Origin of the sequence: Streptomonospora halophila (assembly GCF_039542725.1) — a bacterium.
In the GTDB taxonomy this organism is placed as follows: domain Bacteria; phylum Actinomycetota; class Actinomycetes; order Streptosporangiales; family Streptosporangiaceae; genus Streptomonospora; species Streptomonospora halophila.
In genome coordinates this window covers 89,459-102,838 of sequence record NZ_BAABIK010000013.1, presented here as the reverse complement: position 1 = coordinate 102,838, position 13,380 = coordinate 89,459, and the positions used below count along the sequence as shown (strand labels likewise).

The 13,380-nt window shown below is 73.4% G+C and carries 11 protein-coding genes and 1 tRNA gene; 9 read left to right on the top strand and 3 right to left on the bottom strand.

Annotated features, from left to right (window positions below; translation table 11 throughout):
• Positions 1 to 64 precede the first annotated feature (64 nt).
• Positions 65 to 442, bottom strand: a complete 378-nt coding sequence (locus ABEA15_RS12950) for an RNA-binding S4 domain-containing protein (protein WP_345556869.1) — start codon at positions 440 to 442, stop codon at positions 65 to 67.
• Positions 443 to 1,168: 726 nt separating this feature from the next.
• On the opposite strand from ABEA15_RS12950, the gene ABEA15_RS12945 reads away from it, so the two are divergent.
• From ABEA15_RS12945 to ABEA15_RS12905, 9 genes are all read left to right on the top strand, one after another.
• Positions 1,169 to 1,243: transfer RNA gene (locus ABEA15_RS12945), tRNA-Asp, on the top strand.
• Between the two features lie 80 nt (positions 1,244 to 1,323).
• Positions 1,324 to 2,052 (top strand): rRNA methyltransferase, encoded by a 729-nt coding sequence (locus ABEA15_RS12940; protein WP_345556819.1) that lies wholly within the window; start codon positions 1,324 to 1,326, stop codon positions 2,050 to 2,052.
• Between the two features lie 440 nt (positions 2,053 to 2,492).
• Positions 2,493 to 3,185: a nitrate reductase molybdenum cofactor assembly chaperone gene (locus tag ABEA15_RS12935; protein WP_344141083.1), complete on the top strand. Its 693-nt coding sequence runs from the start codon at positions 2,493 to 2,495 to the stop codon at positions 3,183 to 3,185.
• Positions 3,186 to 3,435: 250 nt separating this feature from the next.
• Entirely contained in the window at positions 3,436 to 4,911 is a 1,476-nt protein-coding gene (locus tag ABEA15_RS12930; protein ID WP_344141082.1) for an alanine/glycine:cation symporter family protein, read from the top strand.
• A gap of 293 nt (positions 4,912 to 5,204) precedes the next feature.
• A complete protein-coding gene (locus ABEA15_RS12925; protein WP_345556818.1) occupies positions 5,205 to 6,101 on the top strand; it encodes a helix-turn-helix domain-containing protein in 897 nt (298 codons plus the stop codon).
• A gap of 123 nt (positions 6,102 to 6,224) precedes the next feature.
• Positions 6,225 to 7,013, top strand: a complete 789-nt coding sequence (locus ABEA15_RS12920; protein ID WP_344141080.1) for an ion transporter — start codon at positions 6,225 to 6,227, stop codon at positions 7,011 to 7,013.
• A 229-nt stretch (positions 7,014 to 7,242) separates the two neighbouring features.
• The gene (locus ABEA15_RS12915; RefSeq protein ID WP_344141079.1) at positions 7,243 to 7,842 is read left to right on the top strand and encodes a GNAT family N-acetyltransferase; all 600 of its coding nucleotides are present in this window, start codon (positions 7,243 to 7,245) and stop codon (positions 7,840 to 7,842) included.
• A gap of 588 nt (positions 7,843 to 8,430) precedes the next feature.
• Positions 8,431 to 10,809, top strand: a complete 2,379-nt coding sequence (locus ABEA15_RS12910; protein WP_345556817.1) for a heavy metal translocating P-type ATPase — start codon at positions 8,431 to 8,433, stop codon at positions 10,807 to 10,809.
• A gap of 325 nt (positions 10,810 to 11,134) precedes the next feature.
• Entirely contained in the window at positions 11,135 to 12,466 is a 1,332-nt protein-coding gene (locus tag ABEA15_RS12905; RefSeq protein ID WP_344141077.1) for a cytochrome P450 family protein, read from the top strand.
• A gap of 100 nt (positions 12,467 to 12,566) precedes the next feature.
• Here ABEA15_RS12905 and ABEA15_RS12900 read toward each other — a convergent pair whose 3' ends face one another.
• Positions 12,567 to 13,181 carry a TetR/AcrR family transcriptional regulator gene (locus ABEA15_RS12900; protein ID WP_345556816.1) on the bottom strand — a complete coding sequence of 205 codons (615 nt, stop codon included), beginning with the start codon at positions 13,179 to 13,181 and terminating at the stop codon, positions 12,567 to 12,569.
• A 63-nt stretch (positions 13,182 to 13,244) separates the two neighbouring features.
• Positions 13,245 to 13,379 (bottom strand): hypothetical protein, encoded by a 135-nt coding sequence (locus tag ABEA15_RS12895; RefSeq protein ID WP_345556815.1) that lies wholly within the window; start codon positions 13,377 to 13,379, stop codon positions 13,245 to 13,247.
• Position 13,380: the final 1 nt, after the last annotated feature.

Below are 13,380 nucleotides of genomic sequence, written 5' to 3'. Positions count from 1 at the left end.
GCAGCCCGCACCGGTCGGCACTCCTCGACAGCGCTCCGCGGGCCCGGGTGGGGCGACGCTCCGCTCAGAGTCCCTGGCGGCGGAGCTGTTCGATCTGCCTGCGGTCGCGCTTGGTGGGGCGGCCCGCTCCACGATCGCGGCGCAGCACCGCGCCGGGCTGCTGCGGGGCGGGCTCAGGGCTGCGGTCGGTGTAGCAGTGGCGCGCGACCGGGGCGCCCACCCGCTTCTCGATCACCAGGGCGACGTCCACGATGCGTGTGACGCCGTTGAGGCGCACCTGCACCTCGTCGCCGACGCGGACGGGCGTCGCGGGCTTGGCGGGCCGGTCGTTGACACGCACGTGCCCGCCGCGGCACGCCTGGGCGGCGTCGGCGCGGGTCTTGGCCAGCCGCACGGCCCAGACCCAGCGGTCCACGCGGCCGCTGGGATGCCCCTGCGGCATCCTGGGGTCGGACTGTGCCGCGGGCTCGCCCTTCTGCGCGGGCGGGGTGGTGCGCTCCGGGTCGTTCACCTGTGATCCTTCCGGCAGCCGCCGCGATCCCCGGTCGCCGGCGGCGCTGCGCATCGGCTGGTGTCTCACCGGGCCGCCCGCGGTGCGCGGCGGCCCCTCTGCCCGCACTGTAGCCCGCCCCCGCGGGTGCGCGCCGCTGCTGTACCGCTGGGAGCCGGTGCGCCGGCGCGAGCAGCGGTTCGGCACCCCCTCCGGGAGCCGGCAGGCGCGCTTCCCAAATCGCGGTGCTGTAAGCGCTGCTGCGCGGCCCCGACGACGATGCCGCTGCTCGGCGAGTTCACCGGCAACCCGGACGGGGAGTCGGCCGAGGCGTTGGAAGACGCCCTGGCGGCGTTCGAGGGGACCGTGCTCGCGTCGCGCACGACCCGTGGTTCGCCCGGTCGCTGGTCCTGTTCCTCGTCTTCCTCGTCATCCGCGCCGACGGCCGGGTCGAGGCCTCCGACGAGCCGGTCTGGGAGGAGGACCGGGTCCGGCGATAGCGCCCTACCAGGGCGGTTGGCGCACCGGTGCCGCACCGCCGCGCCCGGTCCGCCGACACGGGGGCGCGCCGTGCCCGTCGGACGCGGGCTCGATACGGCGGATCCGAGGTGCGGAGCACTCTCGACTGGCGCTAGAGTGGAGCGAGTGCGCAGCCGCCCGGCGGCTCGACCGCACCGAGGTCCTGTGGAGCAGCTAGGAGTGCTCGCCACCCTGTCAAGGTGGAGGCCGCGGGTTCAAATCCCGTCAGGACCGCCTCCTCCCGACCGGATTCCCGGTCCGTGTGAACCCCCGTTCCGCATCGGCGCCGCCGCCCGCGGCCGCGAAGGGACCCCGTGGCCTACCGCTACGCCACCGAGCGCCGCGACCACTCCGACCTGGCCTGCGGGAACGTGCTCCGCTCCGCGCCGGGCCACCCCGGTTTCCCCGTCCGCCTGGCCGACGAGCTGTTTCAGCGCGCCGCCGCCCACCTGCCCGCAGCGCCCCTTGCGCTGTGGGACCCCTGCTGCGGCAGCGGGCACCTCGCCGCCTCCGTCGGGACCCTGCACCGCGACCGGCTGTCCTGGCTGCTGGCCACCGACACCGACCCCGCCGCGCTGTCCATCGCCGAACGCAACCTCGCTCTGCTTACGGGGCGGGGCCTGGCCGAACGCGAGCGCGTGCTGCGCGCCGAGGCCGCGGAGCTTCGGAAGCCGACCCTGCTGGACCGGGCCGACACCGCCGCGCGCCTGGCCGGGCGGCTGAGCGAACGCGGCGGCGACCTCGACCACCGTGTCGGCGCGGGCGACGTCTTCGACCCGCCCGAGCCGGAGCGCCCCGTCGACCTGGTGCTCACCGACGTGCCCTACGGCGGCCTCACCTCCTTCACCGGCGCGCCGCCCGACGGCGAGCCCGTTCCCGCGATGCTGCGCGCGCTGGCGGCGGTCCTGCCCGAGCGCGCCGTGCTCGCAGTGACCGCGCGCACTCGCAAGGTCGCCCTGCCCGAGGGCGTTCGCGCGCTGGAGCGGCTCCGCGTGGGCAACCGCGCGGCCGTGCTCGTGCGCGCCGGCGACGCGCGCCGCTGAGCTCCCGCTTCGCGCGTTCCGGCCTTCCGCCGAGCCCGCCGCCCCGGCACAGCGGGCGGTTCCGTCGGTGGTTTCCACGGGAGCCGAAAATTCCGAGAGCGCATCGTGTGGAGGAAAGCCCCCTGAACGGGTATTCGGTCGATGGGTCCGGCTCGTCCTGGGGCGGATACGAAAGCGCTCCGCCCGGTTCACGGCGACGCAAAAAGCGAGTGGTGACAGTGGATAATCGCGGTAAACCTGGAGGTCGGAATCCGGGTGCAGGAGAACTCATGCTTCGGGTCGACGGATATCTGATCCGGTCAACGGAAAACGCGGACCGGAAGCGGTATTCGCGGCGAAACGGAAATCCGTCCCCGGCCGAACCGCCGATGCCGCCGACGCTGCCCGCGCCGCGCGGGTACGGGAGCCCGGAACAGGCGGCGCCCGGCGCGGCGGGACCCGTGGACGAGGAGGCGCTCGCCGAGGCCGTGGTGCGCCGGTCGGCCTCCCTGCTGCTCGGTCCGCCCGAGGGGCGCTTCTTCGAGCGCCTCCCGCTCGTCCGTCGCGCGCTCCTGGAGCTTCCCGCCATCTCCGCCCGCCGCTCCCTCACCGACCTCTGCGACCGCGTGGCCGCCGAGCCCGAGGCCGACCTGCGCGCCCAGTACGCCCGGGCCTTCGACACCCGGCAGCGCCGAACGCTGCACCTGCTGGACCACGCCGACGGCGACGCCCGGCGCCGGCGCCGGGTCCGCGCGCGCATCGCCGGCCTCTATGCGCACCGCGGCTGGCGAACGGTCGGCACCGAGGAGCCCGACCACCTGGCGGTGGTGCTGGAGTTCGCCGCCCGGTGCGACCCCGGCCGCGGAGAGCGGCTGCTCGGGCGGCTGCGGCCCGGGATGGAGCGGTTGCGTGCGGCGATGGCCGGACTCGGCACGCCCTATGCGGGGGTGCTGGACGCGGTGTGCGCCACGCTTCCGCCTGCCGGGCCCAGCGCCGCCCCCGTCGCCCTGGCGGATGCGGTGCACCTCGGCGGCGCCGACGGCACCATGCCCGCTGTTCCGAGGCAGGCCCGCGGATCGGAGGACGGTGCGGCGTGCTCCGGCGCGGCCTCCGGCGGGCGTGCGCGCCCCGAGGCCGGTCGCCGACCGCGGTAGTGCGAAAGCGGGCGGGGGAGTGCGGGTCGGCGGCGCGCGGAGGCCGGGAAGCGGACCGGAGCGCCTGCGGGCCGCCTGCCCCCGTTGTGCCGGTCCACAAGGGGCGGCACGCGACGTCGTCCCCGGACACGGGATTGCGTAACGGCACGATAGGCATAAGGTAACGGATCGTGTCGATTCGTGAACAAGTGCCCGATTCGGGTACCCCTGTGCGGGTGCCGTCCCCCGTAGCAAAGGAGCACCACGGGCCGTGGAACAACTCAACCAACTAGCCAACGACCTCGTAACCACGTTCACAGACGCGTTCTGGGCCTGGTTGCTCATCCCCCTGCTGGCCGTCCTGAGCATCTACTTCACCGTCAGGCTCGGGGGCGTGCAGCTGCGCATGATCCCGGAGATGGTCCGGACGCTGCGCAGCAAACCCGAGGTCGCCCCTGACGGTAAGCGGGCGATCTCCTCGTTCCAGGCGTTCTCGATCTCCGCGGCCGCGCGCATCGGAACCGGCAACGTCGTCGGCGTGGCCGGTGCGATCGCGGTCGGCGGACCCGGCGCCGTGCTGTGGATGTGGATCGCCGGCCTCTTCGTCGGGGCCGCCAGCTTCGTGGAGTCCACGCTCGGTCAGCTGTACAAGGTGCGCGACCGGACCGGCTACCGCGGCGGTCCCGCCTACTACATGCAGCACGGGCTCAACGCCCGGTGGATGGGGATCATCTTCGCCATCGCCATCACGGTGACCTTCGGATTCGTGTTCAACGCGGTGCAGAGCAACACCATCGCCAACGCCGTGGCCAACTCCGCGGGCGCCATCGGCTACGAGTTCGGCACCTGGGTGACGGCTGCGGTCGGCCTGCTGCTGGTGGCCGTGACCGCGCTGGTCGTGTTCGGCGGCGTGCGCCGCATCGCCCACGTCACGCAGACGCTGGTCCCCTTCATGGCGGTGTTCTACCTGATCATGGGCCTGGTCGTGGTCGTACTCAACGCCGACCAGGTCCCCGCCGTCTTCTCCGAGATCGTGCAGAGCGCCTTCGGCCTGCGCGAGGTCGCCGGAGCGACCATCGGCACGGTGATCATCCAGGGCGTGCGGCGCGGCATGTTCTCCAACGAGGCCGGACTGGGCTCGGCCCCCAACGCCGGCGCCACCGCGGCGGTCACCCACCCGGTCAAGCAGGGCCTCGTGCAGACCCTGGGCGTCTACTTCGACACCCTGATCATCTGCTCCATGACCGCGTTCCTGATCCTGACCACCAACCCGACCCTCGGTGCCGAGCGCGGTCCACTGCTGACCCAGGAGGCCCTGGAGACCGGTCTGGGCACGTGGTCGCTGCACGCGCTGACGGTGGTGCTGCTGCTCCTGGCCTTCAGCTCGATCCTGGGCAACTTCTACTACGGCCAGGCCAACGTCGCCTTCCTCACCGAGAACCGGGGGGTCATGACCGGGTTCAAGGTCGTCTTCCTGGTGGCGACCTTCCTCGGCTCGATCGGCACCGTGCAGATCGTGTGGAGCCTGGCCGACACCGCGATGGGCTTCATGGCCCTGGTCAACCTGGTGGCCCTCGCGCCGCTCGCCGGTGTGGTGGGGATCGTGCTCAAGGACTACGTGGCCCAGCGCAAGCAGGGCCTCGACCCGGTGTTCACCCGCGACCGGTTCCCCCAGCTGCGCGGAGTCCAGTGCTGGGAGGCCGAGCAGCAGCCCGCCGCCGACGAGGCGGGCGCGGGCAGCCGCTAGACCGCCGGCGTGCCGATCGCCCTGGGCGGTCGGCACGGGACGCGAGCAGGGCGGTGCGGACCGAGAACAGGGAGGTGCGACCCCGCCTTGCAGGTGGGGTCGCACCTCCCTTGGAGCCCGCTCCGCTGCCCCCTCCCCGCCGAACCGCTTGCCGGAGCAAGCGGCCGGGCAGCGGAGCGGATCCGCCCTCGGGAGAAGAGACTGCCCGAAAGCGCGGTGCTGGAGAAGGGCGGACCGTTCCAGGGAACGATCTTCCCCCCCCGAGATGCCCGCCGATGCCATAATCGAGGCCTATGCGAGGCGACCAGCACGGAGACCGGGGGCCGCTGGCCGAATTCCTCAATGCGCGGCGAGCGCTCGTCTCCATCCGTGATGCGGGCATCCCCTTCGGCGGCCCGTCGCGTCGGGTGCCGGGACTGCGGAGGGAGGAGGTCGCCCAGCTCGCCGGAATCAGCGTCGACTACTACACGCGGCTGGAGCAGGGCCGGCTGCGCACGGCGTCGCGGACCGTGCTGAACTCCATCGGAACGGCGCTGGGACTGGACGCCGACCAGCGGCTGCACCTGTTCAAGCTGGCCGACCCCGAGCTGGGTCTGGCCGTCGCCGAGGACGAGCAGCGGGTGAGCGTCGGCGTGGAGCGGCTGCTGGCCAACGTGGTGGGCATGCCGGCCCTGGTGTTCGGGCGCTATCTGGACATCCTGGCCTGGAACCGATCGGCCGCGGCGCTGCTCGGCGACCTGGCCGCCATGAGCGCGCGCCAGCGCAACTACGTGCGCATCGTCTTCTTGAATCCCGCGATCCGCAGTGTGTTCGTCGACTGGCGCGAACGTGCCCGCGAGGCGGTCTCGTTCCTGCGGATGAACAGCGGCGCCCGCAGCGAGCAGGCGCGCCTGCAGGAGCTGGTGGGCGAGCTGTCCGTGCGCGACGAGGACTTCCGGCGGTGGTGGAACCAGCACCTGGTCTCACTGCGGCCGTTCGGCGCCACACGCTTCGACCACCCGGCGGTGGGCGAGTTCTCGCTGGACTGGGAGGTGCTGGCGGTGGTCGAGGACGACGAGCAGTTCATCGGTCTGCTCAGCTCCGACCCCGAAAGCCCCGACCACGACGCCGTCATGCGGCTGGCCGACTGGGCGAAGGAGCGCGGCCTCCGCTCCTCGGCCCAGGCCGCCGGGCCCGCGGACCCCGCCTGACACCGGGCGGGAGTCCGCGCCGCAGTGTCCGGAAGCGGTCGGAAACCCCGGCCACGCGGGGGAGGCGGGCCGATAGGCTGCCGTGATCACGGCCGACCGGCGAGCCTGAGGGGAGAGCCTTCCGTGAGCGTGCGCGACCGAGTCGCGGGCATCGTGGAGGCGCGGTGGTTCCAGAACTGCGTCATCGCCGTCATCCTGGTCAACGCAGCGGTACTGGGGCTGGAGACCTCTTTGCCGGTCGTCGAGGACCACGGCGTGCTGCTGCACCGGGTCGACATGATGGTTCTGGGCGTCTTCGTGGTCGAACTGGGGCTGCGGATCTTCGCCTATCGGGGAGGCTTCTTCCGCGACCCGTGGAGCTGGTTCGACCTCGTCATCGTGCTGGTCGCCCTCATGCCCGCGTCCGGGCCGTTCTCGGTGCTGCGCGTGCTCCGGGTGCTGAGGGTGCTGCGCCTGCTGTCGGTGGTGCCGACCCTGCGCCACGTCGTGACCGGCCTGTTCAAGGCGCTGCCCGGCATGGCGTCGATCTCGTTCCTGGTCGCGCTGCTGCTGTACGTGGCCGCGGTGATGGCAACCAACCTCTTCCGCGCCAGCGCACCGCAGCACTTCGGTGAGATCACGACGTCGCTGTTCACCCTGTTCCAGATCATGACCGGCGACAGCTGGGGCTCCATCGCCCGCACCGTGATGGCGGAGCAGCCGGCGGCGTGGCTGTTCTTCGTGGCGTTCATCCTGGCCTCGACGTTCATCGCCCTGAACCTGTTCATCGCGGTGGCCGTCGAGGCCCTGGAGCACGACAAGTCCGGCCGCCGCGAGATCGAGGAGGACGACCCCCAGCAGGAGGTCCTCGCGGAGCTCCGCGCACTCAGAACGGAGGTCGCCGCACTGCGCAGGGAACGTGAGGCGGCCTGAGCGGCCCGCCCCCGCCACGAGCGGGCGCGCGGCGGGTGCCGGCGGGGCTGCCGTCGCATCCTGCCCACCGCTCCGCCACCGGAGTGAGCCCGTTTCCACGGGTGCGGGGTGAGCTGGGAGTATGCGCAGGCGCATGAAGCAGGTCACAAGTCGGGGCCTGTGAGGGTGCCTTCTCGGGGCGGGAGTCGCTAGTGTTCTAGGTCACAACGCCCGTGTTCGAGGGGGCCAGATGACCATTGTCGCGATCGAGCCCGCCACCCCGGAACGGTGGGCAGACCTGGAACGGCTGTTCGGGCCGACCGGAGCCTACGGCCACTGCTGGTGCGTCTACTTCCGGCGCAGGGCCAAGGAGTTCACCGCGAGCGTGTCGTGCACGCCCGCTGAGCGCGGTGGCAGCAACCGCGAGGCGCTCCAGCGCGTGACGCTCGACGGCAGGGTGCCCGGTCTGATCGCCTATGACGGATCCGAGCCGTGCGGCTGGGTGTCGGTGGCGCCGCGGGAGGACTTCGTGCGGCTGGCGCGTTCGCGCTCGCTGCGTCCGGCCGACCCCGACGAGCCCGATGTGTGGTCGCTGGTGTGCTTCTGGCTGCCGCCGCGCCGTCGCCGCAAGGGCATGGGGTCGCAGCTGCTGGACGGGGCGATCGAGCACGCCCGCGCCAGCGGCGGCCGCATCCTGGAGGCCTATCCCGTCGACACCGCAGGCGGGCGGGCGCCGAGCGCCGAGGTCTACACCGGCACCGTGCGCATGTTCCAGAAGGCGGGCTTCACCTGCGCCCCCCACCCCGGCAGCGGGCGGCCCGTCGCGCGGCTGACCCTCAAGGACGACTGACTCCCGCAGGCGGCCGCCCCGAGGGCTCCTCCGCCGCCTCCACGCCTGCGTGAAACCGCCCCGAGATCCCCGGGCACGACCCGACCGGCTCCCCGACCGCGCCCCGGCCGCGGAGCGGCCCGCTCCGCCCTGCCCCTCCGGCGCCGCCGGCGGGGCGGTGGCGTGCGGAACACGGGATGCGGCTTGCCTTGAATATACCCTAGGGGGGTATAGTATCGGGCGTAGTCGGGTGAAGGGGAGCGGCAATGGGTGGGAGGCGGACGACCGCGCCGGTCCGCGGCGCGCGGAGTGCGCGGGGGGAAGGGCGATGAGCGCTCCCGCGCGCATCTCCGTGTTCGCGCTCGTGCTTGCGGCCGCCTTCGCGGCGGGACCGGGTACGGGCGCGCCCCGCCCGGCGGCCCCGCGGAGGGGGCGTGACCGGCCGGGCGCGGCGGTCCCGCCCGGGAGCGAGGGCGTGCCCCTCACATACCCCTTCCCCGTATGCGGCATAGGCTGGGCCGGGCAGAGGTTCCCGGCGGATTCTCCGGCGCGCTCCCGATCAGCACCCTCGCGACGTGCGGCTCCGGCCGCGGAGGAGGTCACAAGGCGATGAGCAGCGAAAGCGTGGAACCGAAGCGCGCCCCGGCCGGGGCCGAACACCGGATCGAGCTCGCGATCGGCGGTATGACCTGCGCCTCGTGCGCGAACCGGGTCGAGAAGAAGCTCAACAAGCTCGACGGCGTCACCGCCGAGGTCAACTACGCCACCGAGAAGGCCCGGGTCACCTACGCCGACGGTGTCAGCGCCGACGACCTCGTCGCCCAGGTCGAGAAGGCCGGCTACACCGCCACCCCGCCTCCGCCGCCCGATGCCGAACGCGGCGCGGACTCCGCCGCGGCCGAGGGCGGGCCGAACGACCCGCTGCGCTCCCTGCGTACGCGCACCGCCGTCAGCCTCCTGCTGTCGGCGCCGGTCATCGCCATGGCCATGGTCCCCGCGCTGCAGTTCACCTACTGGCAGTGGGCCTCGCTCACCCTCGCCGCGCCGGTCGTGGTCTGGGGCGCCCTGCCGTTCCACCGGGCCGCCGCCAAGAACCTGCGGCTCGGCCAGGCCACCATGGACACCCTGGTGTCGATGGGCACGCTGGCCGCCTTCGGCTGGTCGCTCTACGCGCTGTTCCTCGGCACGGCGGGCGAGCCGGGCACGATGCACGCCTTCTCGCTGACCGTCGAGCGCGGCGGCGGCGCCGGGAACATCTACCTGGAGGTCGCCGCCGGCGTGACCTCCTTCATCCTGCTCGGCCGCTACTTCGAGGCCCGGTCCAAGCGCCGCGCCGGCGCCGCGCTGCGCGCGCTGCTCGAACTCGGAGCCAAGGACGCCGCCGTCGTGCGCGGCGGCCGCGAGGAGCGGGTGCCCGTCGACCGGCTCGCGGTCGGCGACGTGTTCGCCGTCCGCCCCGGCGAGAAGTTCGCCGCCGACGGCGAGGTGCAGGAGGGCACCTCCGCCGTGGACCGCAGCATGCTCACCGGTGAGTCGGTGCCCGAGGAGGTCGGCCCGGGCTCGCCGGTCGCCGGCGCGACCGCCAACGTCGGCGGCCGGCTGCTCGTGCGCGCCACCCGCGTGGGCTCCGACACTCAGCTGGCGCAGATGGCCCGGCTGGTCGAGGACGCGCAGAGCGGCAAGGCCGAGGTCCAGCGCCTGGCCGACCGCGTTTCGGGCGTGTTCGTGCCCGTCGTGATCGCGCTCGCGGCGGCCACCCTCGGGTTCTGGCTGAGCACCGGCGGCGCCGCCGAGGCGTTCACCGCGGCGGTGGCCGTGCTGATCATCGCCTGCCCGTGCGCGCTGGGCCTGGCCACACCCACCGCCCTGCTGGTGGGCACCGGCCGCGGTGCGCAGTTGGGCATCCTGATCAAGGGCCCCGAGGTGCTGGAGACCACCCGCCGCATCGACACCGTGGTGCTGGACAAGACCGGCACCGTCACCACCGGGCGCATGGCGCTGGCGGGTGTCGCGGCCGCGGGCGGAGTCGACGAGGCCGAGGCGCTGCGGCTGGCCGGTGCGGTCGAGGACGCGTCCGAGCACCCGATCGGCCGGGCGATCGCCGCGGGCGCGGTCCAGCGCGTCGGCGGGCTCCCCGGAGTCGACGGCTTCGCCGCCATCGGCGGCCGCGGGGTCGAGGGCGTCGTGGAGGGACGCCGGGTACTGGTCGGGCGCCCCGCCCTGCTAGCCGAACGAGGCATGGAGCTTCCGCAGGAGCTGGAGCGCGCGGTCGAGCGCGACCGGGAGCAGGGGCGCACCGCGGTCGCGGTGGGCTGGGACGGCGCCGCCCGCGCCGTGCTCGCCGTCTCCGACACGCTCAAGCCCACCAGTAAGGAGGCGGTCGCCCGGCTGCGTGCGCTGGGCCTGCGCCCGGTCCTGCTGACCGGCGACACCTCCGGGGTGGCCGAGGCCGTCGCAGCCGAGGTCGGCATCGGCGAGGTCGTGGCCGAGGTGCTGCCCGAGGACAAGGTCGCCGTGGTGCGGCGGCTGCAGGAGCAGGGCGGCACGGTCGCCATGGTCGGCGACGGGGTCAACGACGCCGCTGCGCTGGCGCAGGCCGACCTCGGCCTGGCCATGGGCACCGGGACCGACGTCGCGATCGAGGCGGGCGACCTCACGCTGGTGCGCGGCGACCTGCGGGTGGCCGCCGACGCCATCCGGCTCTCCCGCCGCACCCTGGCCACCATCCGCGGCAACCTGTTCTGGGCGTTCGGCTACAACGTCCTCGCGCTGCCGCTGGCGGCCGCCGGGCTGCTCAACCCGATGATCGCCGGCGGCGCGATGGCGCTGTCCAGCGTGTTCGTCGTGAGCAACAGCCTGCGGCTGCGGACGTTCCGCCCGCTGGCGCGCGACGGCGAGGACGGGCGCGGTCCCGATCGCCCCGCCGACGCCGACGCCGACGCCGGCGGCGCGGCCGCACCGGCGCCGTCGGCCGCGTCGGCGCGCTGAGCTCGGAGGACGCGGGATACGTCCGGAGGCGGCGGCCGTCCGCCGCCTCCGGACGCCTGCGGGCGCCGGGCCGGGCGAACGCGGACGGGTGCCGCCTACCGACCGGTGCGGGACAGGAATTCGAGGATGGTGCAAGCCCGTAACCGGTGGACATTGCGTCGCGGACCGGTCGCGCAGAGCTTTTTTCCGCACGTCGGTTGACGTAGGGTTCGTCGCCGAACCCCCTTCCCCTTTCGGGGAGTCCGGGCGCATCGGGGTGCGGTGGGCCGACCGGGCGCCGCCGCGCCGCCGCGCGTCACGCCCCGCGAGCCCGAGGACGGACCGAGTGACCGACGGATGCCCGTACGCCGAGCCGTACAAGCCTGAATTCCACCGGGATCCGGACCGCGTCTACCGGCGCGTGCGCGACGCCTACGGCCCGGTCGTGCCCGCCATGCTCGAACCGGGGGTCCGCGGCTGGCTGGTCCTCGACTACGCCACGATCATCGCCTGGTGCCGCGACACCGCCACGTTCAGCCGCGACGCCCGGCGCTGGAGCGACTGGCGCTCGGGTCTGATCCCCGAGGACGCGGGCGTGCTGGGCATGATGGAGCACCGTCCCAACGTGCTCTTCGCCGACGGGGCCGAGCACAAGCGGCTGCGCCGCGCCGTCACCGACAGTCTCGGCGGGATCGACTCCGCCGAGACCACCGCCTACACCGCCCGCGTCGCCGAGTCGCTGGTCGACGGGTTCTGCCAGCTGGGCGAGGCCGACCTCATCGACGAGTACGCCCGCGTGCTGCCGCTGACGGTCATGAACCGCATCTTCGGGTTCGACGAGGACAGCGGCCGGCGGTTCATCACTGCTCTGGCCGCCATGATGGACGCCGCCGACTCCGAGCGCGCCGGCGCCGAGTTGGAGCGCGTGGTCTCCGGGGTCATCGCCCGCAAGCGCAAGGAGCCGGGCGACGACGTCACAACGCGGTTGCTGGACCACCGCGCCGGCCTGAGCGACGAGGAGGTACTGCAGCACCTGGTGCTGATCGTGGGGGCGGGCAACGAACCCACGGCCAACCTCATCGGCAACGCCATGCGGATGATCCTCACCGACTCCGCCTTCTGCGACGAGATCGTCAGCGGGCGCATGGACGTCGAGGACGCGATCGAGCATGTGCTCTGGCAGGACCCGCCGCTGATCGGCTATCCGGTGCTGTATCCCGTCTCCGACGTCTCGCTGCCCAACGGCGGCACGCTGCCCGAGGGCTCGCCCGTCCTCCTCGGCTACGCGGCGGCCAACCGGGCGATGGCCGGCGCCAACGCCCAGGAGGAGGCGGGGGCCACCGCCAACCGCGCCCACCTCTCGTTCGGCGTCGGTCCGCACCGCTGCCCCGCGCAGGACCTCGCGACCATGATCGCGACGACCGGCGTCCGGACGCTGCTGCGCCGGCTGCCCGGCGTGCGCCTGGCCGTGCCGGCCGCCGAGCTGGAGTGGCGCAGCTCCCCGTTCTCCCGGTCGCTCACCCGCCTCCCGGTCTCCTTCACGCCGCAGTCCCCCACGCAGGAGGAGGTGCCCTGGAAGACGTCCCCTGCGTCCCCGGAGGTCGGCTCCGGCGGCTCCGCGGCGCCGGAGCGGTTGAGGCTGTCCGACTTCTTGGCGATGCTCCGGCGCGACCGGTGAGCGCGGACCGGCGGCCCCGCCGCGAGGGCCGCTGACGGGCCGCCGGAGCCACGGACGGCTCCCTTCGCCTCCGCGCTGCGAAGGCGGCACGGCCCGTCCGTCACCGCCCGTCCGGCGCCAGCCCGGCGGCGACGATGTCGACGAGGAGGTCGAGCACCTCGGGGTAGCGTTCCGGCGAGGCGAGGCGCCCGGCGTGCATGGGCAGCAGCAGGACCGCCTGGAGGACGCCGACGATGACCGCCGGATCCGCCCCCACGAGCGCGCCTTCGCCGCGCTTCTCGTCGACGAAGGAGAACAGGGCGGTGACCGGGTTCCCGGGAACGCCGGTCACCGACTCCGGGTCGTGGCGGCGGGCCACCGCCTCCATCTCCTCGGGGTGGGTCATCAGCCGGCTGTAGAGCGGGTCGGTGGTGAGCACGGTGACGGTGGCGTGCAGGAACCGCCGAAGCCCTTCGCGGGTGTCGGGCGCCGACAGCAGCGCGTCGTCGACCGTGGCGCCCCTGACCTCGGTCATGCGGTCGGTCATCAGCTCCAGGTACAGCGCCTCCTTGGAGTCGAAGAACTGGTAGAAGCTGCTCTTCGCGATCTCGGCGGGCGCCACCAGGTCCTCCAGCGAGGTCTTGCGCAGCCCCCGCGTCGTGAACAGCCGCCGCCCCGACTCCAGCAGCACCCCTTTGATACGGGCCTTCTCCTCGGCGGAGAACGCGGGAGGCACCGCGGCCTCCTTCCCTGGTCGGTGTTCCGATCGCGTCCGTGCGCCCGGTGCGGTCATATGGTTTCAGACGCGCTCGGGCGGCCGGTCGGCCGCCGCGGACGCGTTCCCGCGCAGCAGCGAAAGGCGCAGTCCGCGCCACTTGGCGACCGCCACGATGACGGCGGTCATCACCAGTCCGCCCGCCCCCAGCGGCAGCACT

What these genes read in the sequence shown, in the direction of transcription:
- ABEA15_RS12910 (WP_345556817.1), top strand. Translation starts at nt 8,431, where the DNA reads ATGAGCAGCGAAAGCGTGGAACCGAAGCGCGCCCCGGCCGGGGCCGAA.
- ABEA15_RS12950 (WP_345556869.1), bottom strand. Translation starts at nt 442, where the DNA reads ATGCCGCAGGGGCATCCCAGCGGCCGCGTGGACCGCTGGGTCTGGGCC.
- ABEA15_RS12925 (WP_345556818.1), top strand. Translation starts at nt 5,205, where the DNA reads ATGCGAGGCGACCAGCACGGAGACCGGGGGCCGCTGGCCGAATTCCTC.
- ABEA15_RS12915 (WP_344141079.1), top strand. Translation starts at nt 7,243, where the DNA reads ATGACCATTGTCGCGATCGAGCCCGCCACCCCGGAACGGTGGGCAGAC.